17 protein-coding genes are annotated in these 22,569 nt (G+C 26.1%); 5 read left to right on the top strand and 12 right to left on the bottom strand.

From position 1 onward, the window contains the following. Positions 1-131: 131 nt before the first annotated feature. Positions 132-635 carry a methylated-DNA--[protein]-cysteine S-methyltransferase gene (locus tag ACZ5EC_RS10495; protein WP_464302435.1) on the bottom strand — a complete coding sequence of 168 codons (504 nt, stop codon included), beginning with the start codon at positions 633-635 and terminating at the stop codon, positions 132-134. Between the two features lie 224 nt (positions 636-859). On the opposite strand from ACZ5EC_RS10495, the gene ACZ5EC_RS10490 reads away from it, so the two are divergent. From ACZ5EC_RS10490 to ileS, 3 genes are all read left to right on the top strand, one after another. Then, complete coding sequence (locus ACZ5EC_RS10490; RefSeq protein ID WP_464302434.1) at positions 860-1,198, top strand: hypothetical protein; 339 nt, start codon at positions 860-862, stop codon at positions 1,196-1,198. Between the two features lie 96 nt (positions 1,199-1,294). Further along, entirely contained in the window at positions 1,295-2,845 is a 1,551-nt protein-coding gene (gene gltX, locus ACZ5EC_RS10485; RefSeq protein ID WP_464302433.1) for a glutamate--tRNA ligase, read from the top strand. A gap of 136 nt (positions 2,846-2,981) precedes the next feature. Continuing rightward, complete coding sequence (ileS, locus tag ACZ5EC_RS10480; RefSeq protein ID WP_464302432.1) at positions 2,982-6,137, top strand: isoleucine--tRNA ligase; 3,156 nt, start codon at positions 2,982-2,984, stop codon at positions 6,135-6,137. Positions 6,138-6,279: 142 nt separating this feature from the next. Here the strand turns inward: ileS and ACZ5EC_RS10475 are convergent, their stop codons facing one another. The 8 genes from ACZ5EC_RS10475 to ACZ5EC_RS10440 all read right to left on the bottom strand — a co-directional run bounded on the left by ACZ5EC_RS10475 (position 6,280) and on the right by ACZ5EC_RS10440 (position 15,816). Then, positions 6,280-6,942 carry an N-glycosylase/DNA lyase gene (locus ACZ5EC_RS10475; RefSeq protein ID WP_464302431.1) on the bottom strand — a complete coding sequence of 221 codons (663 nt, stop codon included), beginning with the start codon at positions 6,940-6,942 and terminating at the stop codon, positions 6,280-6,282. Positions 6,943-6,973: 31 nt separating this feature from the next. Next, on the bottom strand, positions 6,974-7,915 hold the full coding sequence (locus ACZ5EC_RS10470) for a nucleoside hydrolase (protein WP_464302430.1): 942 nt from the start codon (positions 7,913-7,915) through the stop codon (positions 6,974-6,976). Then, complete coding sequence (locus ACZ5EC_RS10465) at positions 7,912-8,844, bottom strand: ABC transporter permease (RefSeq protein WP_464302429.1); 933 nt, start codon at positions 8,842-8,844, stop codon at positions 7,912-7,914. The genes ACZ5EC_RS10470 and ACZ5EC_RS10465 overlap by 4 nt, the downstream gene beginning before the upstream one ends. After that, entirely contained in the window at positions 8,844-9,923 is a 1,080-nt protein-coding gene (locus tag ACZ5EC_RS10460) for an ABC transporter permease (RefSeq protein WP_464302428.1), read from the bottom strand. Before ACZ5EC_RS10460 ends, ACZ5EC_RS10465 begins: the two co-directional genes overlap by 1 nt. Next, positions 9,916-11,457 carry an ABC transporter ATP-binding protein gene (locus ACZ5EC_RS10455; protein WP_464302427.1) on the bottom strand — a complete coding sequence of 514 codons (1,542 nt, stop codon included), beginning with the start codon at positions 11,455-11,457 and terminating at the stop codon, positions 9,916-9,918. The genes ACZ5EC_RS10460 and ACZ5EC_RS10455 overlap by 8 nt, the downstream gene beginning before the upstream one ends. 75 nt (positions 11,458-11,532) lie before the next feature. Further along, entirely contained in the window at positions 11,533-12,597 is a 1,065-nt protein-coding gene (locus ACZ5EC_RS10450) for a BMP family lipoprotein (protein ID WP_464302426.1), read from the bottom strand. A 130-nt stretch (positions 12,598-12,727) separates the two neighbouring features. Continuing rightward, the gene (locus ACZ5EC_RS10445) at positions 12,728-13,945 is read right to left on the bottom strand and encodes a ribokinase (protein ID WP_464302425.1); all 1,218 of its coding nucleotides are present in this window, start codon (positions 13,943-13,945) and stop codon (positions 12,728-12,730) included. A gap of 101 nt (positions 13,946-14,046) precedes the next feature. Then, entirely contained in the window at positions 14,047-15,816 is a 1,770-nt protein-coding gene (locus tag ACZ5EC_RS10440; RefSeq protein WP_464302424.1) for a methyl-accepting chemotaxis protein, read from the bottom strand. A 436-nt stretch (positions 15,817-16,252) separates the two neighbouring features. On the opposite strand from ACZ5EC_RS10440, the gene ACZ5EC_RS10435 reads away from it, so the two are divergent. After that, positions 16,253-18,115, top strand: a complete 1,863-nt coding sequence (locus ACZ5EC_RS10435; RefSeq protein WP_464302423.1) for a methyl-accepting chemotaxis protein — start codon at positions 16,253-16,255, stop codon at positions 18,113-18,115. A 56-nt stretch (positions 18,116-18,171) separates the two neighbouring features. On the opposite strand, the gene ACZ5EC_RS10430 is transcribed toward ACZ5EC_RS10435, so the two are convergent. Next, positions 18,172-18,399: a hypothetical protein gene (locus ACZ5EC_RS10430; protein ID WP_464302422.1), complete on the bottom strand. Its 228-nt coding sequence runs from the start codon at positions 18,397-18,399 to the stop codon at positions 18,172-18,174. Between the two features lie 383 nt (positions 18,400-18,782). Between ACZ5EC_RS10430 and ACZ5EC_RS10425 the strand changes: the two genes are divergently transcribed. After that, positions 18,783-19,688, top strand: a complete 906-nt coding sequence (locus ACZ5EC_RS10425; protein WP_464302421.1) for a DMT family transporter — start codon at positions 18,783-18,785, stop codon at positions 19,686-19,688. A 65-nt stretch (positions 19,689-19,753) separates the two neighbouring features. Here ACZ5EC_RS10425 and ACZ5EC_RS10420 read toward each other — a convergent pair whose 3' ends face one another. Together ACZ5EC_RS10420 and ACZ5EC_RS10415 are read right to left on the bottom strand one after the other, a co-directional pair. Further along, a complete protein-coding gene (locus ACZ5EC_RS10420) occupies positions 19,754-20,956 on the bottom strand; it encodes an HD domain-containing protein (protein ID WP_464302420.1) in 1,203 nt (400 codons plus the stop codon). Positions 20,957-20,992: 36 nt separating this feature from the next. Further along, the gene (locus tag ACZ5EC_RS10415) at positions 20,993-22,396 is read right to left on the bottom strand and encodes a replication-associated recombination protein A (RefSeq protein WP_464302419.1); all 1,404 of its coding nucleotides are present in this window, start codon (positions 22,394-22,396) and stop codon (positions 20,993-20,995) included. Between the last annotated feature and the right edge of the window lie 173 nt (positions 22,397-22,569).

Raw genomic sequence — 22,569 nt, 5'->3', positions numbered from 1 at the left:
AAATATATTCTCTTCATCTTCATTTCTCTTTTATTGTTTCCTTTAATAAATTTTTATTTTAATTTTATTTAATCTTACTATTTACTTTTTTTTCTCTATTTATATTAAATTTTTATTCAAATTTTCTAAATCTATTTAAACTTTTTTTCTAAATCTAAAAGAAATCTTTTATTTTCTAAACCTGATGCATATCCTACAAGTTTTCCATTTGCACCTATTACTCTATGGCAGGGTATTATAATTCCTATTTTATTTTTATTATTAGCTAATCCCACTGCTCTAAAAGCTTTAGGATTTCCTATCATTTCTGCTATTTGTTTATAACTTCTTGTTTCACCATAAGGTATTTCTAATAAGGCATTCCAAACTTTTTTTTGAAAATCAGTACCTTCAATTTTTAATTTTAGCTCAAACTTTTTCCTTTTCCCTTTAAAATATTCATCAATTTGCTTTTTTGCTTCTTCTAATATTTTTGGGGTCCTATTTTTTAAAACATATTTTTCATAATTATCCCAAATATATTTTTTATTATTTTCTCTGCTTCCAATAGTTAAAGCAATTATACTTGTTTCATCTGAATAAATTTTTATAAACCCAATAGGGGATAAATATTCTATCTTATAAATTGTTTTCAATATTTATCCTTAATTTTATAAACTTTTTTTTAAAATAAAAAACTGTTGCTAAAATATAAATTTTATTCTTTATAATAATAAATGAAAGAAATTAAAATATAAATACTAATTAAACATTAAATTAATTTTATAAAAAATCAATAGGAAGTCTTTTAAATATCTGTTAAATTTGACAATTATCATATTTAATGTAATTTTTTTAAAACCGTAAATAAGGATACATAATGATCAAAAGAAAAAAAAATGGAAAAACTGGTTTAATAATTCTAAGTATTTTATTAATTTTAATTATTTTGTTAATAATTTTTACAGGTTTTTTTGTAGTTAAACCAATTGCAGCATCCAATATTAATCAAAAATCAACATTCTGGTTTATAAGAATTGGTACAGGGTTACCTTTTATCTCTTCACCTGAAAGTTTGGCAATTAAAAAATTTAAAAAAGCCAACATTCTTGGTTCAACTGCCATGCTTATACAAACATTAACTAAAATCAAAAATAAAAAAATTGCAAAACTACCATATATTGGATTATTATATAAATTGAGTCTGGTTCTTAAATAAAAATTAATCTCCATAATAATACTATCTTTAAAAGACTATATAATACATAATTATAAATAATAAAAAAAATTATTAGAAAATAAAAAAGGATTTTTTATGGAAGTTAGAACAAGATTTGCTCCTTCTCCAACCGGTTATTTTCATATTGGTGGTGCAAGAACAGCACTTTTTACTTATCTTCATGCAAAAAAAAATAAAGGCAAATTTATTTTAAGGATTGAAGATACTGATAGAAACAGATATGTTGAAGATTCTGTAAAAGATATTGAATCCTCTTTAAAATGGTTAGGATTGAATTGGGATGAAGGACCATACTATCAGTCCAATAGACTTAATCTTTATAAAAAAGCAGCAGAAAAACTTTTAGAAGAAGGTAAAGCTTATCGTTGTTTTTGTACTCCAGAAAGACTAAAAGAAGTTAAGGAAGAAAGACTAAAAAAAGGGTTAAAAACTTCTTATGATAGAAAATGTAGAAATTTAACTCAAAAAGAAATTGATGAAAAGCTTAAAAACAATGAAACTTATGTAATTAGATTGAAAGTTCCTCTTGAAGGACAAACAGTATGCCATGATATGATAAGAGGTAAAATAGTTTTTGATAATGAAAGCCTTGAAGATATTATACTATTAAAATCTGATGGGTTTCCAACCTATCATCTTGCACATGCTGTTGATGATACGCAAATGCATATTTCCCATGTAACAAGGGGGGAAGAATGGATCTCCTCAATGCCAGTACATTACATTCTATTTAATTACCTTGGATACCCAATACCTGAATATATTCACCTACCTGTTATATTATCAGAAGATGGTGGAAAACTATCAAAAAGGCATGGTGCAACTTCAATCAAAGAATTTAGAGAATTAGGATATTTACCTGAAGCTTTAGTAAATTTCTTGGCAATGTTAGGTTGGTCATATGACGATAAGAAAGAAATTTTTTCTATGGAAGAACTTTTAAAATATTTTGATATCTCTAAGGTTTCTAAGAAATCTGCAGTTTTTTCATATGAAAAACTAAAATGGTACAATGGGCACTATATTAGAAATTTAGATCTTAATAAGTTTTATAAATTATCCCTGCCATATTTTATTGATGCAGGTTATATTGATTTCAAATATAAAGACAAAAATTATAATAAAAATGATTATATGTGGTCATCTTCAAATAATACATTATCTAAAATATCAATAATTGAACTTCAAGAAAATATTGATAAAATATCAATTTCCCCTGAAGATGAACAAAAAATCAAAAACATTTTACCATTAATTCAAGAAAGGATTGAGTTACTTCAAGATATTGGCCCTTATTGTAATTTCTTCTTTAAAACTCCTGTTGCCTATAATAAAGATGATTTTATTGATAAAAAAAGAACTTTAGAAAAAGCATTGAATATACTGGAAAAAATTTTACCAACACTTGAAGAAACAGATTTTAATGAAACAGAACTTGAAAATAGTTTAAGAGGATTTATTGAAGAAACAGGAGAAAAAGTAAGAAATGTTTTCATGAGTTTGAGAGTTGCTATAACTGGTAGAAAATTTTCACCTGGACTTTTTGAAACAATGAAAGTTATTGGTAAAGAAGAAACTTTGATAAGGATCAAAAATGCAATAAATTTTCTCAAAACAAATATATAAAAATTATTTAAATATTTATTATTAAAACATTTTAAAATATTTAAAATCCATTTAAAAAACTTGATTTAAACTATTTTTTTGTTTTATTTAACTTTAACACATATTATAAGATATACTCATATTTAGGAGCCAGATTATGTTTAAAGAAGTTAACAACAAAGTATCTTTTCCTGAAATGGAAGAAGAAATTGTAAAATTCTGGGAAAATAACAGAATATTTGAAAAATCTTTAGAACAAACTAAAGATAATGAACCATTTATTTTTTACGATGGACCCCCATTTGCTACCGGGCTTCCCCATTATGGACATTTTGTCCCAGGAATTTTAAAAGATATAATCCCCAGATACCATACAATGAAAGGCAAATATGTACAAAGAAGATGGGGATGGGACTGTCATGGACTTCCAGTTGAATATGAAATGGAAAAAGAATTAAATTTAAAAACTAAAAAAGATATTATTAAATTTGGTATAGATAAATTTAATGAATCATGTAGATCAATTGTTTTAAGATATACATCTGAATGGGAAAAAATAATTAAAAGACTTGGTCGATGGGTAGATTTTGAAAATGCATATAGAACTATGGATCTACCTTATATGGAATCTATCTGGGCAGTATTCAAAGCTTTATGGGATAAAGGTTTGATTTATGAAGGATACAAAATTTTGCCTTATTGTCCAAGATGTGCAACTCCTTTATCAAATTTTGAGGTTAATCAAGGATATAAAGAGGTATCTGATCCTGCAATTACAATTAAATTTAAATCGCTTGAAGAAAATAATACATATTTTCTTGCATGGACAACTACTCCATGGACTTTACCGTCAAACCTTGCATTAGCAGTAGGTCCTGATATTGATTACGTGCTTGTTCTGGATAATGATTCAAAAGAAAAATACATCTTAGCAAAATCAAGATTACAAGCTTATTATAGAAAAGAAGATGAATACTCTATTTTAAAAGAATTTAAAGGAAAAGAACTTGAAGGTCAAAGATATGAACCTTTATTCTCATATTTCAAAAATATCTCAGAAAATGCTTTTAAAGTTGTACTTGCTGATTATGTATCAATTGAAGATGGTACTGGTATTGTCCATACAGCACCTGGTTTTGGAGAAGATGATTACAATACTGGTAAAAAATACAATATTCCAACAGTTGCCCCAGTTGATGAAAATGGTGAATTCACAGATGAAGTAATTGATTACAAGGGGATACATGTTAAAGATGCTGATAAATTAATAATTGAAAGATTAAAAAAAGAAAAAAAACTTGTAAAAAAAGATACTATTAAACATAACTATCCACATTGCTGGAGATGTGATTCACCTTTAATCTACAAAGCGATTTCAACATGGTTTGTTAAGATTGAACCAATAAAACAAAAGATGATAGATGCTAATCAGAAAATTAACTGGATACCTAAACATATAAAAAATGGTAGATTTGGGAAATGGCTTGAAGGAGCAAGGGACTGGGCAATCTCCAGAAATAGATTCTGGGGAACACCATTACCAGTATGGAAATGTGAAAAATGTGGTAAAACTCATTGCATTGGATCAATTGAAGAACTAGAAAAATTAAGTGGTAAAAAAATTACAGATATCCATAAACACTTTGTTGATGAAATTACTTTTAAATGTGATGAATGTGGTGGAGAAATGAAAAGGATCCCTGAAGTTCTTGATTGCTGGTTTGAATCTGGGTCAATGCCTTATGCACAACAACATTACCCATTTGAACATAAAGATGATTTTAACAAACTTTTCCCTGCAGATTTTATTTCTGAAGGGCTTGATCAAACAAGGGGATGGTTTTACACATTAACAGTTATTGCTGCGGCTTTATTTGATTCTCCTGCTTTTAAAAATGTAATTGTAAATGGATTGGTTTTGGCAGAAGATGGAAAAAAAATGAGTAAAAGACTTAAAAACTATCCTGAACCAACTTATATTATGAATAAATATGGTGCTGATGCTTTAAGACTTTATCTTGTTAATTCTGCTGTTATTAGAGCTGAAGAATTAAAATTTTCTGAAAATGGGGTAAAAGAAGTAGTAAAAAATATACTTTTACCGTTATGGAATTCATATTCATTTTTTGTTACTTATGCAAACATTGATAAATGGGAACCCCCTTTAAATCTTGAAGAAGTTATAAAAAAACATAAATTTTCTAACGAGCTTGATAGATGGATTATCTCAGTTTTACAACATCTTATTCAAGAAGTTACTGAAGCAACTGAGGAGTATAAACTTTATAAATCTATTCCTTCTATACTAAAATTTATTGATAAACTTACAAATTGGTATATTAGAAGATCAAGAAGAAGATTCTGGAAATCTGAAAATGACAATGATAAACATGAAGCATATTTAACTTTATATTATGTTTTACTTACTTTTTCAAAATTAGCTGCTCCAATTATACCATTTATAACAGAAGAGATTTATAAAAATCTTGCAAAAAATGGGAAAGAATCAGTACATCTTGAACCATATCCAGAATTTAATCCTGAACAAATAGATAAAACTCTGGAAAAGAGGATGGAACTTATAGAAACAGCAACAAGACTTGGTAGAAGCCTTAGAGCTGCTGCTAATATTAAAATCCGACAACCTCTTTCAAAAATTTATATTATAGATTCATTTGAAAATGAAATTAATATTATTAATGATATGGCATCAATTATCAAAGAGGAACTTAATGTTAAAGAAGTTGTTTTTGATACTGATGAATCTAAAATGCTTAATTTATCCGCAAAACCAAACTTTAAAAAACTTGGCAAAACTTTAGGTAAAAATATTAAAAAATTACAGAAAGGGTTACAAAAACTAAACAATAATGATATTGTTAATATTATGAAAGGTGGTTCTTTTGAAGTTAAAGAAGATGACTTTTCATATAACATTAAACTAGATGATATTATTATTGTTAGAGAAGAAAAAGAGGGATTAAAGATATTAAATGAAGGTAATATAACAGTTGGATTAGATACAACTTTAAATAAATCTTTAATTGATGAAGGAAATGCAAGAGAAATAATTAACAAAATTCAAAATATGAGAAAAGAACAGAAATTCAATGTTGTTGATAGAATAAAAACTACAATATATGCAAGTTCTGATCTTGTCGCTTCTTTAAAAGAATTTATAGATTATATTAAAAATGAAACACTATCTTTAGAAATAAACATTTATGAAATTGATAAATCTAAAGACTTTGCAAATTTTAAAGAATGGGATATAAATGGAAAAACTGCATATATTAAAGTTGAAAAACTTTAATATATAAAATTAATTTTAATTTAGAAGTTTGCACTTACAGATAATATTCAATTAACCGGATTTAAATTTTATCAATAAACTAAAAAAGAGAGGCTGTCCTGAAACTTAAAGGATAGCCTTTTTTTTGTATTTATTAAATTAACTATTTAAAAACATCATTTGCTTCTTTATACCATAATACAAAGTCAAGATGTTGAGAATCAATATTCAATATTTTTGAAAATTCTATAAATTTTTCTTCTAATTCTAAATATTTTTTCTTTGGTAATGATTTTGGTATTTCATCAATTATATTTGCATAAACCATATTTTTTAAAATATGTCTATCTAAAATAGCCAGGTTTACACCTTTCCCAATATTTCTTAGAAAATGACTTGCTTCTTTAAATCCATACCCTTTAACTTCTTTAACAAGTAAATTTCTCAATTCCCTATTTGAATTACATCTTTTTTCAAATTCTAGAATTTTTTGTTTAATTACTATTTTTCCATTTTCACTAAACTTATCTCTATTTTCAACAATATATAAAGATTTTTTATATTTGAATCTTACCCCATATAAATAATTAATTATTGTATCAGAATTTCCTGTAAAAAGGAGCTTATTTTGTTTTAATTTTTCAATAGCATCCCAACAAAGTTTTGCTTTTGATTGAGGTGTTAATAAACAAAAAGCAAATTCTACAAAAACTTCATTATTATCATATGAATCATAATTTAATTTAAATTCTTTTAATCTCTTTTCAATTTTATCCTTAATCTTATTATATAAATCAAGTATCTCATCAATTTTTTTCTTATCCATTTCAATCCTTTATTGGTCTATACTATTCGCATTATTCAAATTTTTTGTCACATACATCTATTGCATCAAATATAAACTTTTTAAACTTTTCTAAATCAAGGTCCAATGCTACATTTACATTTGGTTTTTTACCGGTAACACCATAATAATCAACTACTGTTTGCCCAGAAGTTAATTCCCCTTTAGTTTCTATTTCAACATTCAGAAATTTAGTTGTCAATATGGATTTGTCAATAACATATGCAACTGCTAAAGGATCATGTAAAGGTGCACCAGAAAAATTGAAAATCTCTTTATTTGCATTTGCAAAAAATCTTAACAAAGGAGCAATAATACTGGAAACCTTTCCATTCTTTTTTTCAAGTTTATCTATATCTTCATAAGAAATAAGAGCTTTATTTGTTACATCCAGACCAACCATTGTTATAGGTATACCAGATTCAAATACAATTTTTGCTGCTTCAGGATCCACAAATATATTGAATTCTGAAGCAGGAGTTACATTTGAATCATGGAAAGCACCACCCATTAATACTATCTCTTCTATTTTTCCTTTTAAATCAGGTCTTTTAAGCAAAAATACTCCAATGTTTGTTAATGGTCCTACTGGGACTAATGTAATTGGTTCATTAACTTCTTCCAATGTTTTTTCGATAAATTCCACTGCATGCATATTAAGCCCTTCAAATTCTGGTTCAGGTAGATTTGCTCCATCCAATCCTGAAACACCATGAATTTCTGGAGCTACATGTAGTTCTCTTATAATTGGTTTATTAAACCCCCTTGCAACAGGAATCCCATTTTCTCCAATTAAAGTTAATGTTTTTAAAGCATTTTTATATGTTTTTTCCCCTATTTGATTTCCAGCAACAGTTGTCACCCCTAAAAGATCAATTTCTTTAGATGCAACTGCTAAAATAATTGCCATCATGTCATCATGACCTGGATCACAATCTAAAATGATTTTTTTCATATTTTCCCCTTTTGTAATTTTTCCTTTTTAACACTTTCATTTATTGAGTATATAGCCAATACAATAACAGTTGTTATATAGGGCAAAGATTGTATAAATTCAGAAGGAATTTTTAGTGGTGCAATAAAAATTGCAATAGCATTTACAATTCCAAATAATAATGAACCAAGAAATGTTCCAACAGGCATATTACCTCCTAAAGATGCAGCAGCTATTGCAATAAAACCACGCCCTGCAACCATATCTCTTGAAAACCATGATACATAACCCATAGATAAATATAATCCTCCAAGTGAACCAAAAAATCCAGATAACAATAAAGAATACATTTTTATCTTTTCAACATTTACACCAACTGATTCAGCAGCATCTGGATTTTGACCAACAGACCTTATTCTTAAACCCAGAGGTGTTTTGTAAATAATATAATAAAATAAAATTACAGATATAAATGCAAAATATGTTAAAATATTATGCCCACTAAACATTGGACCTATAATTGGGATATCCTTTAATAAAGGGATTTCATAAGATGGAAAAACTAAACTTGTCAAAGAACTTGAAGTACCTTTATCATGGGCAATTATATAAAGAAAGAAAATAGTAATACCTGATGCAAACATATTTAAAGCAATTGCAGCAATAATTATATCAGCTTTTAATTTTAAATGGAAATAACCTAAAAGCCAGGACATGAACATTCCTGATAAAATTCCTGAAATTAAAGCTAAAAATAAACTTCCTGTATATGCACTTACAATGACACCAGTAAATGCAGCTACAAGCATTATTCCTTCTAAAGCTATATTAATTGAACCTGCTAAAGCAGAAATCGCAACACCAATTGCTGGATATAATATAGGAGTCATAACCCTTATTATAGCAAAAACAAATTTTTCAGATAATATGCTTTTCAAAATAGGATTCATTATTTTTCCTCCTTTTCTAGTTTAGCAAGCTTAACTGTAATTCTATATCTCCATCTTTCAAGAAATGCTTCTGCGGTGATTAAAAGTATTATAATTGCTTGAATTGCAGTAACCATTTCAGAAGGGATATCTGAAAGAAGGTTCATTATTTGCCCACCAATTCTTAAATATGCTAAAAACAAAGCGGCTAATATTATTACCAGTGGATTATTTCGTCCTATAATAGCAACTACAACACCATCCCATCCATACCCGGGGCTCATTTGCCATTTAAATCTATGGTGAATCCCCATAACTTCAGTCATTCCAGCAATACCTGCTAAAAATCCACCAACAACCTGAGATATTATTATTACTTTTGCAACATTAATACCACCAAATTTTGCAAAATATTTGTTAAATCCAACCTGTCGTATTTCATAACCCTGTGTAGTGTGATACAGATAAAAATACATAAGAATTGCAAGCCCAAAAGATATAACAATTCCCCAATGGATCCTTGTTCCAGGAACAAATTGAGCTAACCATGCAGATTTAGGTAATTCATAAGATACTAAATAACCTGCAGATTTATCTCTAAAATGATAATTTATCAAATATAATCCTAAAAAATATGCAACATAGTTCATCATTAAACTAATTACTAATTCATCAGTATTCCATTTTGCTTTTAATATACCAGGTATATATCCCCATATTGCACCAGTAATACCAGCAACAAGTAAAACTGTTGAAACATGAAGAAGTGTAGGCATATGTGTTGATACTGCAAAAGCTGTACCGACTGCAGCACTAATAAATAGTGCTCCTTCAGCCCCTATGTTAAATTGTTCTGCTTGAAAAGGAATAGATATAGCAAGACCACATAATATTATTGGTGAAGCCATTTCAATTATATTTCCAAATCTACTTGTGGATAAAAATGGACCTAAAAAAAATGATTTATATGATAACCCAGGATTTTTAGAAATTATGTAAATTACAAATACACTTAAAATAACTCCAATTAATATAGCTATAATTGTTCTAATCATATCGAAATAGTTAACAATAAATTTTTCTAAAGAATTTTTATTCACCAGTCTCCTCCAGTTTGTGTTTTTTTACACCAAGCATATATGGACCTAATAATTTTTGAGTTATTTTTTCATTATTATCAAATTCTACCACAATTTCACCATTATAAATAACCAATATCCTTGTTGCTAGTTTTAAAATTTCATCTAGGTCAGCTGAGATTAAAAAGACAGCAATACCTTCATCTCTTTCTTCTTTTAATAGAGTATGTACAAGTTCTTCTGAACCAACATCAATTCCTCTTGTTGGTTGATCAGCTATTATCAACTCAGGTTCTGCAGATAGCTCTCTTGCTACTACAACTTTTTGTATATTACCTCCAGAAAGAGCAGAAATTGGTGTTTTCCCAGACTTTGTTAATATATTGAATTTTTTTATTAGACCATCAACATATTTTTCAATATATTTCCAGTTTATTACAGAGTATTTTGAAAATGGTTTTTTATAATATCTATCAACAATAATATTTTCTATTATTGATGTTTTTTGTGCAACTCCATTTTGCATTCTATCTTCAGGGATATGAGAAATTTTCAATTCTCTTAATTCCCTTGGAGTATAATTTGTAACTTCTTTTCCTTTGTAAAAAACCTTCCCTGAAGTTGCAATTCTTAACCCTGTTAAAATTTCTACAAGTTCTGTTTGTCCATTTCCTTCAACACCTGCTATACCTAAAATTTCCCCTTTATGAACTTTAAAATTAATATTTTTTAATACATTAACTTTTTCTTCATTAACATAATTAAGATTTTTTACTTCTAAAATAGGTTCCCCTATATTTTTTGGAGGAGGTATTCTATTAAAATTAATTTCTCTACCAACCATTAATTGAGCTATTTCATGTTCAGTTAATTCTTCAATATTATTAGTTGCTATATCTTTTCCATCTCTTATCACTGTTACAACATCAGCAATTAATTTTACTTCTTTTAATTTATGAGAAATAAATATTATTGTTTTACCTTGTTTTTTCAGATTTCTTAATGAATTAAAAAGCGAATCTACTTCTTGTGGAGTTAATACTGCTGTAGGTTCATCAAGAATAATTAAATTTGCATTTCTTATTAAAACTTTTAATATTTCAACTCTTTGTCTTATCCCTACAGGTAAATCTTTTATCTTTTTATCAAAAGGAACATCTAGCCCAAAATGTTTTGAAGCTTCTTCTGTTTTTTTTATTATTTTGTTATTATCTAAAAAAACTCCCCATTTAGTAGGTTCTATACCCAAAATTAAATTTTCTGCTACTGTAAGGTCAGGAGCTAACATTAAATGCTGGTGAATCATTCCTATCCCTAGCTCAATTGCATGTAATGGATTTTTTATGTTAATTTTTTTCCCTTTATAATGGATCTCACCTTCTTGAGGTTTTTCCTCTCCAAATATTACTTTCATAAGGGTTGACTTTCCAGCTCCATTTTCACCAACAATTGCATGAATTGTATTCTCTTTAATATCTATATTAATGCCTTTATTTGCAATAATACCATTAGGATATATTTTAACTATATTTTTTAATGATAACAATGTACCCATAAATCCCCCAGAATGGTTGTTCAAATAATAAATAAAGCTGGATGTCTCCATCCAGCCTATTTTTAAAAAATCTTCTTATTTACCAAAAGCAGTAGCAACTTTAATTTCTCCAGAAATTATTTTCTGCTCTATCTCTTTAATCTTATTTCTAAATTCTTCAGGAATTATTTTTTCATAATTTTCATTATCGGCAACACCTACACCATTTTCTTTTATTCCAAGAGCTTCAGCTTGCCCTAATGGAAGTTTGCCATCCTTATAAAGTTTAACTGCTCTATATAATGAAAGATCAACATTCTTTTTCATTGAAGTTACAATAAAAGATGCTTTTTCCGGGTCTTTATCTTTGTATAATAAATATTGATCTGAGTCAACACCGATTGCATATCTCTTTTTTTCCTTAGCTGCATCCAGTAAACCAAGTCCTGTTTCACCTGCAACATTAAATGCTATATCTGCACCCTGATCATACTGAGCCATTATCAACTCTTTACCTTTAGCTGGATCATTAAAACTACCTGCATAAGATACTAAAACTTTAACATCTGGATCTATATATTTAGCACCCTGTTCATATCCAACTTTAAAATCATTAATAACTGGAATATCCATACCACCTAAAAAACCAATTACTTTGTCTTTATTAGCATATTGTAAATTTGAAGTAGTAACCATTGCAGCTAAAGCACCAACAAGAAATGAACCTTCATTTTGTTTATACAGTATTGAATAAACATTTTTCAAATCACCCTTTGAATAATCAACAGATGTATCATAAATAATAAACTTCTTTTCAGGATGTTTTCTAGCTACTTTTTCACATATTTCAACCATCTGCCATGTACCTAAAATAATAATATCCCAATCTCCTTCAGCTAATTGTTCTACATCTGGTTCCCATTTAGCTGGATCATATCCACCTTCAATAGTTTTTCCCTCTACACCTAAATCTTTGATCATCATCTGGAGTCCTCTGTTCGCTGAATCAAAGAATGATTTATCTCCTAAAGTCCCATTAATATAGTTTACAATTTTTAACTTAGCAGGACCTTTTGTTTGTTCAGAAGTAGCACCTTTTTTACATGCAAAAACTCCAAAAATTAATGAAACAACAATTAATAAGACCAATACTTTTTTCACTTTACCCCCCTTTTTTTTGTTATTTAAAATATTTTTTTAATTATAAAACACAATTTGTTATATGCAAATATTTTGCATAATTTTTTTTAATATTTAATATTTTTTTAAATTAAATTATTTATTTATAAAATTATAGAAATTCTATTAGTTCCTGTAATGCAGGACTGGAAATAGATGCTCCTTTTTTTGTTACAGAATATGAAGCTGCAATTTGTGCAAAAATAAAAGATTTATCAACTTCTATATTATCCAATAATGTAATCTTATCATTTTTGAAATAATATGTTTTAATCATGTTTTGTTTTTTTAAAATAGTCCTAACCTTGCTTAATTTATCCATTTTATTTTTTATTTCTTCTATTTTTTTATTATCTATTTCCCTTTTGTTTTCACTAAAAAGAAGATTAAAATAAAAAGCTAATGCACCATTAAATGTATCGCCTGCAGCGGTAGTATCAATAGCATTAATCTTGTTTCCATTTTGATAAAAACATAGATTATTATTTTTGAAAAATATCCCTTTTTCTCCTAATTTGACAATAATATTTTTTACTCCCATTTTTAATAAAAACGCACTCTTTTTATTTAGATCAATTAAATATTCTTCTGAGATACCATATTTTTCATTTATCTCTTTGAGTTTTTCTTTGTTCTGTTCTAATAACAAATCTTTATCTAATAATTCTTCTTTAAACAAATCTTCTTTTGTAATATTCTCTTCTTTAGCATTATTAGAAACATATTTATTTTTAAACTTTTCTTTTATATAACTTTGCATTGAATTATACAAATATTCAAATTCTACTTCATTAGGAGTAATAAAATCAACTTTATCTATAATCTTAATCATATTTTTATTAGCAGGTGCAGGGTCAAATATTATTACCCCTTTATTTTTAACAATTTTTGTTGCTTCTATATTTTGTTGTAACTGTATTTCCCCCTGCAATAATAAAATGTCACCGGATTTAAAATTATTTTCTAAAAATTTTAATTCCTTTTCACCAGTATTATTATTTGCACCAGAAACAACAATTATTCTATTTTCACCCTCTTTATTTACTTCGATTAAAGCAATACCTGTATTATTATTGTCATCTTTTATCAAATGGTTTTTCACACCATTTTTCAATATTTCTTTTTCAACAAATTCTCCAAAATTATCTTTTCCTATTCTTCCTAAAAAAAGACTATCTCCTCCTAATTTTGATGCTGCAATTGCCTGGTTTGCTCCCTTACCTCCCTGATTAATTATATAATTGGCACCAAACATTGTTTCTTTTGGTTCTACGAATTTTTCTGTAAAAACAACTATATCTGCATTAACACTACCATAGACAAAAATCATTTTAAACCCCGGAAAAATATATTTTTATACAATATTTATCTTTAAATAATCCTTCTTCATATAAGATGTTTTCTAGCATAAAATCTTATAATTTCCTGTAATTATTCTATTTTAAATTTATTTACATAATTTTTCAATTTTTTTACAACTTCAAGATTTGTTTTTCCAGCCATTGCTATAACCCCAACTGATTTGAAAATCTCGTTTGCACCTTCTGACATCTCCATCATTCCAATTTTTGTATCATTGGAAATATTGACTAAATTTTTCATTGATAAGTCTATTTTATTCATCCGGCTTTGCATCTCATTTGATGAATTTTTTACTTTGCTTGTCAATTCAACTAACTCTCCTAAAGCCTTAATTATTTGATCACTACCAATTGCAAGTTCTTCCATAGCACTTTTTAGTTCTAGCATACTCTGACTAACTTTATTTGATCCATCATAAATTTTTTCAAAAATTTTATTTGTTTCGTATAAAGAAGTTTGTGTGGTTGATATTTTATCAACAATTTCATTTAAAGATTGCTCTATACCTTTAGCCTGCAAATTTGTATTTTCAGCAAGCTTACTAATCTGATCAGCAATAACTGCAAACCCTTTTCCTCTTTCTCCTGCTGATGCTGCTTCAATGGTTGCATTAATTGCTAAAATATTTGTTTGATCTGCTATATCTGCAATTAAAGTTAACATATTTTTAATTGAAGAAGTGGAACTTACCACCTCTTCAATAAGTTTTGTGGTTTTATTCATTTCTTCAGCACCTATTTTTGAAGTTTTTTCAAGGTTTTTAGCTATTTCAAATTTTGCTTCGCTATCATTTGCAATATTTCTAATAGACGAAGACATCTCCTCAATTGATGAGGAAGATTCATTTATTGCAGCAGCTTGATCATTTATAACCTGATTTAAAGAAGCAACAAATTTACTTACTTCTTTTGTTATTTCATTTGTATCTTCAACCTCTTTATCAAGTTTTGAAACTTTTTCATTTATATTTTTTATATTAACTGTTATCTGTTCAATCGCAGATGAGGTAGTTTCAGAGGATTCTGATAATTTTTCTCCAACTAAAGAAAGCTCCTTAGTTTGCATTATTATAGCTGATATAATCTCTTTAATATTTTTCATAAAATAATTAAAAGAGTTTGCAATTTCCCCTATTTCATCATTGGTTTTTATTAAACTTTTTATTGTAAGGTCTCCTAAGGAACCTTTTTTCAGATTTTCAACAAATTCTTTTAAATTTCTAATAATACTACTCATTACAGAAAAAGTTACAACAAAAGCAATTATTCCTATAACTAAACTTATTAAAATATGTAGAAATATTTGTTTAACATGTCTTTCGGACTCAGCCTGCATCATACCAACAGCTTTATTCATCTCAGACAATACTTTTATATTATTATTTATTACATATTGTAAATCATCCTGTTTTTTTGATTCCAGATATTTTTCAATATGGTTTTTAAAGGGTACCCATAGATTAACAACTATTTCTAACTGTTTTTTAGTTTTTATATTTTCCATTTCAGGCAAAGTTGTAAAATTTTTCATGTCCAGGTCAACTGGTGCTTTTCCTCCATCCTTTAATGCTCTTAAAGTCAAATCAAAAACCTGCATAGTTTTATAAATTAAATTTTTGTCAATACCCTTATTACTATATATAGAATATATTAACACTTCTTTTGTCATTTTTTGAGATAACATTCTCTGTCTTCCAGCGAGATTAATTCTTACCCCATCAAATTTTTGTTGTTTAACATTTAAATAAATTGCAACACCCATATAAATTATTGTTGAAAAGATTAACAAAATAATTAAAAACACTTTTAAAGATATACTAAATCTTTTGTTTCTTGCCATAATAAAACCCCTTACTTATTTTTTGAAATATATTACAATTAATATCCTATTTTATAAATTTTATAAAAAAATTATACATTGTTTTGCATTTAGTTTTTAATGGACATTATAAAATTAACTTCATTAAAACTTTGTTATATTTTAAATTAGAAATTATTAAAAGTCAATTTTTAAAAAAAATCATTTAAAACTATTTTTTATTTGCTCTTAGCAAATTTTTATAAAATTTTCCTGAATTCTATTGAAAAAAATATAAACTTATTTATAATATAATAAAAGATTATATACAAATGTAAAAAAATTGTTATCAATTTAGATAATTAATGTTTTAAATTTATGTAATTTATATCCATTAAATAATTAATGGTTATTTAATTATTAATTTTTGTTTGTTATTTATAATTTTTAAAAATTATAAGTGTGTAAGGAGAAAAATGTGTTGAAAAATATAAAAGTAACCTGGAAATTATTAATTAGTTTTGGTATTGTTATTGTTCTAATTCTTTCCCTGATCTTTTTTAATTATTCATTTATAAACAAAATTAAACAAAATATCAATATATACAAAAAAATACAATCTGACAATTATCTTAGAAAACAAATTCAAGTAAAAGTACTTAAAATGCAGGATGCTTTTACTGAGGCATCATTAACACATGATAAAGAAGGAATTAATGAAGCTTCAATATATTTTGCTGATGCAAAAGAATTACTTAACGAAATAATTTCTAAAAATAGTGATAACCAGAAAATTGTTGAAAATATCAATAATTTTTCTGACAACTTAAATAACTTGTATAATTCTGGAATTTCAATGTACAATGCATATATCAAAGATTATGAATTGGGTAACAAAGAAATGGAAAAATTTGATTTAGAAGTTGAAAAAATGTCTTCTTTTCTTCAAAACATGATTGGAAAATTTAATACTGAAGTACAAAAAGAATTTAATACAATACTATCTTTAATTAGTAAAACGATATACTATTCTTTAATTATTGGTATGATTATAGTTGCACTTGCTCTTCTAATTTCATTTTTAATTTCTTATTCTATAAGAAAACCACTATTTTTTAACCTTAAAATTATAAAAGTAATTTCTGAAATGGATTTTACAATTGAAAATACAAAACTATCAAAAGATGAATTTGGACAACTTGCAAATATGGTTAATACTTTAATTAAAAAACTAAACACAATGTTTGCTTCTATTTTATTTAAAATGAATCAATTATCAGATAATTCAAATAATCTCAGTAACGAAATGGATCTTGTTCTTAATTCTATTAAAGAAATCGATTCTAACATATCAAATACTGCTAATCTTTTAACTGATCAGGTTGCAAGTATAAACGAAACTTCAGCAGCAGTTGAACAGATGACAAGAAATATTGACACATTAAATCAATCTATCGATACACAAGCTTCTTCTGTTACTGAGGCATCTTCTGCAATTGAACAAATGGTTTCAAATATACACTCGGTTACAAGTACAGCACAAAATGCAAAAAATACAGTTGAAAATCTTATCAATGTTTCAAATAAAGGGGAAACTAATGTTAAAGAAGTAACAAAACTTATTAACAAGATTTCAGTTGAATCTGAAAAATTACTTCAAGCAAATCAAATGATATCGGATATTGCTGACAAAACAAATTTGCTTGCTATGAATGCTGCAATTGAAGCTGCTCATGCTGGTGAAAGTGGGAAAGGGTTTGCAGTTGTTGCTGATGAAATTAGAAAACTTGCTGAAAGTTCCACTATTCAAGCTAAAGAAATTGAAAAAAATATTACTCATATAAAACAAATAATAATTGATGCTGTTAGTTCAATGAAAGATACAAATCAATCTTTTAGTGATATCTCACAACTAATCGATATTGTTTCAAAGGTTATCGATGAAATTAATCAATCAATGGTTGAGCAAGCTGAAGGTTCCAACCAGATTTTAATTGCTTTAAAAAATTTGAATGAGATCACTTCTTCTGTTAAAACTGGATCAACTGAAATGCAGACTGGAAATGAGCAAATATTATTGGCTATTAAAAATCTAAATAAAATTACTAATGATTTACAAACACAATTTGATGGTATTAAAAAAGAATCAATAAATGTTTTTGATAATGCAAATAAAACTAATGAAATTTCTAATAAAAACAAACAATTAGCTGAAGAGGTTAATTCTATAATCAAAGTTGTTAAATTAAAAGAAGAAAACATAGAAAATAACAAACTAATTGCAGATAAAGATAATCAACAAAAAATTGATGATGAAAAAAGGATTATACCAAAAGAGTAATAAATTACTTTTATTATAGCTTTTTTGTATTTATAAAAAATAATTTGTTTTTAAAATTATTTTTTCTTTTTTTCTACTTTTTTATAATCTAAATTATATATATGATAAGCACAGTCTGGACCAACAATTTTTGAAGCAATTGTTCTATTAATTTTAATTTTGTTTTTTAAAATTAATTCTTTATATTTATATTTAATTCTGATCTCTTCAATTTTTGAATTGTTACTTGTTTTCATATCCCATTCTTTATTATGAAAATATTTTAAATCATCTTTTAAACCCATAAATTTCTCAAATTAATATTATTTAATTTATAAGTTCTAATTTGTATATATTTTTAGTTAATTATTAGTATTTTAATCCTGATTTCAATTATGTTTCAATTATATTTTAATTATTTTTTACTATTTTAATTTAATATAAACTAAAATGAGTCAATTTCAAAATTAGTGAATAAAAAAAATTTAAGATTAAAATTTAAAAATAACATTATTTATAATTAATTCCTTTACATTTTCAAAAAAATAAATTAATTTCTTTATGAATTTAGTTAGGTTTTCTTAACTATTGTTTATAAATTTATTTTACACCTAATAGATTTTTATTATCATTTTATTTTAAATTTATTTTTATATATTTTTTTATTTAAATAACAGGAAATATAAATATGATTATTGGTGAATTACTGGCTTTATTTACAGCTTTTTGTTGGGCACAAAATTCTGTTTTCTATTCTATTACTGGCAAAAGAGTTACTTCTTCTACAACAGCACATATTCGTTTATGGATAACTCTACCATTTATGTTTTTAATTCATTTTATCTTTTACAAATCCATTTATCCAATCCATGAACCGTTACCAGCCTATATTTACATAGCTTTGTCTGGTATTTTTGGTTATTTTTTCGCTGACCTTATGATATTTAAATCATTTGTTGACCTTGGCCCTAGAGAAACAACTGTTATTTTGACCTTATCACCTATTTTTAGCGCAATATTATCATATTTCTTTTTTAATCAAAATTTGAGTGTTTTGAAAATATCAGGAATGTTTTTAACAATTCTTGGAATTATTATTGTAATAATTGGTGACAGTCCTGAATATAAAAATAACAAAAAAAAATTTTATAAAGCATTTAAAATAAATAAAGGGATTGTTATAGCTTTTTTAGGTGCTTTAGGGCAATCACTGGGGCTTGTACTTGCAAAAATGGGACAAAATTATGGTACAACTCCTATCTCAACTAATACCATAAGAATAACTTTTGCTTTAATTGCATACATTTTTTACCGTGGTTTTACAAAAAATTTTAAAAAAGACTTTTTAAAAATGAAAGATAAAAAAAGTTTTGTTTTAATAATGATAGGATCAGTTGTAGGACCAATTCTTGGAGTGATTGCTGCTTTATATGCAATAAATTACGCTCCAATTGGTATAGTAAGTACAATTATGCAAATAGTCCCTATACTATTACTCCCTTATGAATATTTTGTTTTAAAAAAGAAAATAACATTATTGTCAATTAATGGTACAATCCTTGCTGTTATTGGAACTGCTATATTATTTCTTTAAATTGAAAATTTTATCCATTTAAAATTTAACCTGGAATTATCATTTTATTATTTAAATCTATTATCTTATTCTGAAAATAATTGATTAAGATCAATTTTACCCAATTTTTTATCTTTGTACATATTTTCATAATTTTTAATAGCATCAGAAATATAGCTGGAACTAATACCATGTTTTTTTGAATACAAAGCTTCTAAAAACGCAGCATATCGGTCTGCAATCCTTACAATTCCACCAAATATTGGATTAAATCTATCATTATTATATTTATTCAAAAAATCTTTTTCTTTTATAATTTCAGAAGTTTCAAATTTGTTATATTCCCCATCTATAAATATCTTGTTTTCAAATTCATCTATAATATACAATCTTATCTCTTCTCTTATATATGGAGTTAAAGTTGGTAATAATCTCCCTTCAATTTCTTTTAATTCATAATCTTTAATAGCTTCATCAAGACCTTTTATTCCCATCTTTATCGGAGATATGATATCCCTTGTTAAAGCTTCAGGTAAGTCATGAAATAATGCATTAAAAAATGTATTATAAACACCTTTATCACAAATATTTAATTTAATTGAAAATAGATGCACAAAAACAGCTACAAGATAAATATGACCAAGAACAGATGTTTTAGGTACTCTTGGAGTTTGAGCCCATCGTTTCTGAAATCTTAATTGACCACAAAAATTTATAAATTCATAAGGTTTTTGTTTATTTAAAATTCTTTCAACCCCTTTAAAATGTAAATAATTCTCAACCTCATTAATAAGGTCATTATAAATTTTTTCAACTGGATGTATTTTTTTATTAAATTCAGATATTATTTCAAACTCATAAAGTGTTGCTAAAGTTGAAGAAGCTCTCAAAATTTGTCTTTCAATAATATATTCATTATCAGAAAAATAATATTTTTTAAATCTTTCAAAGAAATCTTTGTTGAAATGCTTTAAATATTTTTCAAAAGTGTTTATCACATATTGATTAATTTCTTCTTTTTTTCTTTTGTATAAGTAAGAAATAACAGGTCTTTTTATATCTGTTAAAGCAATATTTCTAAAATATTCAAAAATTGACCCTTCAATAAGGATTCTCCAGTTTATCTTTTTTCTTCGTTCTTTTTGTTCAATATTTGCAATTATATAAGCAATAATCATCTTATGTGCTTGCTTATCTAACTCAATAAGATCTATTGGCCTTAATAAATCATTCCACCTTTCTATAGAGGCGCCATTAAAAAGTAATTCTACAAATTTTTTATCTATCATTATTAGCTCCAAAACTTTGTTTTTAATTTATTACTATTACTCAATATCACTTTTTATCTTTTTTATCCAGTTTTTAAGTTTAATTTCAAAACCATTATTTTGAAATTCAAAAAGTTTTAAGTCTTCTTCTAAATATTTTTGTCTAACCCAATGATTTTTATAATTATGAGGATATTTGTATTGAGTAGCATCTTTGTAATTTTTAATACTTTTTTTATATAATTTATAACCACCACTTTTTAAATAATCTGGTATTTTAAAAATTTTTCCACTATTAATTACTTCTGTTGCCTTATTTATTGCTAAATATGAAGAATTACTCTTTGGTAGAGTAGATAATAATATGGTAATTTCTGAAATAATTATCCTTGCTTCAGGCATCCCAATTCTTTCTATAGCAATTAAACCAGAAACGGCAATAGACAAAGCTTCTGGATAAGCCAGTCCTATATCTTCTGCTGCTAATATAATTAACCTTCTTGCAATATATACGGGATCCTCACCACTTTCCAGCATTAAAGCTAAATAGTAAATTGCAGCATCAGGATCACTTCCTCTAATCGATTTTATAAAAGCTGAAATAACATTGTAGTGATCTTCAATATCTGAATATTTAGTCTCTTTTTTTAATGTAAATAAATTTATATCGTCTTCAGTTATTTTAATTTTCTCATTCTTTAAAATATCATCAATTTCCTTTAATTTAATTTTGTTTTTTACATATTTTCCAATATTTTTTTCATTATACATTAAATCTAATAAAAATTTTTCAAAATTTTCTTCTTTTATATAAAATTCATTTTTTTGTAGTATTGAATAAACTCTGGATAAAATAACCAATTCCAGAATATTTAAAGATTTTCTTACATCAAAAGAAATTTCAAGAAGAGATGATAATGCTCTATCTTCAATATCAATATTAAATTTACTTAAAAGAACATCCTTTTTAATAGCGTTTATAATTATCTTTTCTATTTCATCCCGATTAAGTTCTTTAAATTCAAAAATTAAAACTCTCGATCTAAGAGCTTTTTGTAAAACAAAAAAAGGGTTTTCTGTAGTTGCTCCTATTATTATTATTTCTCCCTTTTCAAGAGGAGCTAAAAGCATATCCTGTTTTGGTTTGTTTAATCTATAAAACTCATCAATAAACAAAATTCTTTTTGTACTGCTTTCTAAATCATTTGAATTTAAGATTGTATTTAATTCTTTTGAATTTAAACTTAAAGCATTACTTTTAATAAAAGGGTAATTAAAATATTGGGCTAAAATATTTGCTAATGTTGTTTTTCCAGTTGCTGTAGGACCATAAAATATCATTGAAAACAAGTTTTTTGATAGCATCATTGTTGTTATTGGTCCATTTTCACCCAATAGATGTGTTTGTCCAATAAACTCATTAATATTTTTAGGTCTTGCCCTTTCAGATAAAGGTTTCATGGCTCCTCTTCACTAAATATTTTTTAATAAATCTTAACACACTTTCATCTATATATTGATTTGTATAATGTTAGTTTAATTTTGATAATATTTTTTTATTATGCTTAAATGTTTATAATATATTCTAAATATAACAGATTAAATGTATAAAAACAAAATTTTTAATTATAATT

This window comes from Exilispira thermophila (genome assembly GCF_055389015.1).
The sequence above is the reverse complement of the archived record's forward strand: the minus strand, read 5'-3'. Positions and strand labels throughout refer to the sequence as shown.

Coding starts and splice junctions, on each gene's coding strand:
- ACZ5EC_RS10490 (WP_464302434.1), top strand. CDS start 860: ATGATCAAAAGAAAAAAAAATGGAAAAACTGGTTTAATAATTCTAAGT.
- gltX (WP_464302433.1), top strand. CDS start 1,295: ATGGAAGTTAGAACAAGATTTGCTCCTTCTCCAACCGGTTATTTTCAT.
- ileS (WP_464302432.1), top strand. CDS start 2,982: ATGTTTAAAGAAGTTAACAACAAAGTATCTTTTCCTGAAATGGAAGAA.
- ACZ5EC_RS10475 (WP_464302431.1), bottom strand. CDS start 6,942: ATGGATAAGAAAAAAATTGATGAGATACTTGATTTATATAATAAGATT.
- ACZ5EC_RS10470 (WP_464302430.1), bottom strand. CDS start 7,915: ATGAAAAAAATCATTTTAGATTGTGATCCAGGTCATGATGACATGATG.
- ACZ5EC_RS10465 (WP_464302429.1), bottom strand. CDS start 8,844: ATGAATCCTATTTTGAAAAGCATATTATCTGAAAAATTTGTTTTTGCT.
- ACZ5EC_RS10455 (WP_464302427.1), bottom strand. CDS start 11,457: ATGGGTACATTGTTATCATTAAAAAATATAGTTAAAATATATCCTAAT.
- ACZ5EC_RS10445 (WP_464302425.1), bottom strand. CDS start 13,945: ATGATTTTTGTCTATGGTAGTGTTAATGCAGATATAGTTGTTTTTACA.
- ACZ5EC_RS10440 (WP_464302424.1), bottom strand. CDS start 15,816: ATGGCAAGAAACAAAAGATTTAGTATATCTTTAAAAGTGTTTTTAATT.
- ACZ5EC_RS10430 (WP_464302422.1), bottom strand. CDS start 18,399: ATGGGTTTAAAAGATGATTTAAAATATTTTCATAATAAAGAATGGGAT.
- ACZ5EC_RS10425 (WP_464302421.1), top strand. CDS start 18,783: ATGATTATTGGTGAATTACTGGCTTTATTTACAGCTTTTTGTTGGGCA.
- ACZ5EC_RS10420 (WP_464302420.1), bottom strand. CDS start 20,956: ATGATAGATAAAAAATTTGTAGAATTACTTTTTAATGGCGCCTCTATA.
- ACZ5EC_RS10415 (WP_464302419.1), bottom strand. CDS start 22,396: ATGAAACCTTTATCTGAAAGGGCAAGACCTAAAAATATTAATGAGTTT.